The organism is Pseudoalteromonas sp. BSi20495 (genome assembly GCF_000241185.1).
Classification (GTDB): Bacteria; Pseudomonadota; Gammaproteobacteria; order Enterobacterales; family Alteromonadaceae; genus Pseudoalteromonas; species Pseudoalteromonas fuliginea.
Genome location: NZ_BADY01000130.1, coordinates 1 through 1,745 on the forward strand (window position 1 = coordinate 1; position 1,745 = coordinate 1,745).

Genomic DNA, 1,745 nt, shown 5'->3' on the forward strand with positions numbered 1-1,745 from the left:
TTTTAACCAGTGAACTTCGCCGTGGCTTGTAGGTAACGGTGATGCTCTTTTTCTAACTGAGCTAACGACTCATATAGAATTTAGATGTGAACACTTTAATTAAAAAGTGGTGGGTGATACTGGACTTGAACCAGTGACCCTCGCCTTGTAAGGGCGATGCTCTCCCAACTGAGCTAATCACCCACATCTAAACAACATTGCATTGCTGCGTTGTTGTGGGGCGCTATTATAGATAGAGTTGAAAATGTGTCAACACTTGAATGATAAAAATGTACTGAACGAAGGTTTTATAAACAACAGGATACGATTGAAGTCTATTTTATCATCAAATTTAAGGTTGCAGTTCAATTAAACACCTAAAAGTGAGCAGGGAATTGTAGTTCTATTAATCTTAAATTTAGTTTTACGATACTCATTGTTTTTTATTTGAGTCGTTTTTATGACTATGAACAAGATGAATTAGCATTAGGGCAAGTTATTTAGAGAGTAGAGCTAGCTTTTAAAAATGAATTTAATTTAAACTTCCCAAAACAAATGATATTTACAGCATCCTAAAATCTATTTTTATTTTTGTACTTGCTTTATTTTTATAAGCCAACCTAGCCAATTCGTAAATATCCATTCTTCACTACTAGCTCTTCGGGTTAAAACTAAATAGATCACATATAACTAGTGCGTGTTGACCTTTGTGGATTGAACCCAAAGGGCAGCGCATGTTTGGACTTTATGCGGCGTTATCGCCTATTCATGGGTAATAACCAAACTACATAGGCTCTGCCTTGCCTAAAAACCTAACATACTGCTGCAAATTCACCCATCAAAGATCAACACGCCCTGAAGTTTTGTACATAGAATTACGAAACTGCAATGCTCTTTAAAAAATGTTCTTCAAACAATAATCAAGTTTTTCCAGTACGAGCTACACTGGTTATTAAGCGAGTGAAAGCTGCTGTACTCTCAAATCCACATTTAAGCTTTGGTAATTATAAGCAATTGTAACTTTTAAAAGATTAATGCGATTAGTCAGGCCTTAATGGGTAGTTTTTAGATAAGTTCAATTTGCATATAAATGTATACCTTTACTTAGATGCAGCTTTAGTTGCATTAATTAGGAAGAGTAGGGTGTTATTGAGTATTAGCTGCAATATAGTGATGTTATTATAAGCAGTAGAGCGATAATTTTATTCAGATCGTATTTTTTAGCACGCTTGATAGCCAGTTTGTTGAAAATTAAACCATTTAAATAAAGCTAGGTAAAAAACTGTTGACTTTATTTTGGGTGGTGCATAGAATGCGCCCCGCACTAAGCAATACACGATGTGTTCATCACGACGAGTATTGATTAAGTTGGGGCCATAGCTCAGCTGGGAGAGCGCTTCGCTGGCAGTGAAGAGGTCTGCGGTTCGATCCCGCATGGCTCCACCAAAAATTAGTGTTTTGTCCTAGGGTAGCAGTTTTCTGTGTCCCCATCGTCTAGAGGCCTAGGACACCGCCCTTTCACGGCGGTAACAGGGGTTCGAATCCCCTTGGGGACGCCACTTAACTTTTGTTAGTTAAAGGCGGTTTTACCGAGAAAATAGCGTCACAATTAAAGCTCGAGTCTTTACTTGTATTAAACGCAATTACCTTAAAGCTCATGATGTGAGTTAAACTTATCAAATGTCCTAGTGACACATTTATGTGTCCCCATCGTCTAGAGGCCTAGGACACCGCCCTTTCACGGCGGTAACAGGGGTTCGAATCCC

The 1,745-nt window shown here is 38.3% G+C and carries 3 tRNA genes; 2 read left to right on the forward strand and 1 reads right to left on the reverse strand.

Going from position 1 to position 1,745, the window contains the following annotated elements:
* Nucleotides 1-107: 107 nt before the first annotated feature.
* Nucleotides 108-183: transfer RNA gene (locus P20495_RS04940), tRNA-Val, on the reverse strand.
* Between the two features lie 1,166 nt (nt 184-1,349).
* Here P20495_RS04940 and P20495_RS04935 point away from each other — a divergent pair.
* A tRNA-Ala gene (locus P20495_RS04935) sits at nt 1,350-1,425 on the forward strand.
* Between the two features lie 37 nt (nt 1,426-1,462).
* A tRNA-Glu gene (locus P20495_RS04930) sits at nt 1,463-1,538 on the forward strand.
* The last annotated feature ends 207 nt before the right edge of the window (nt 1,539-1,745 follow it).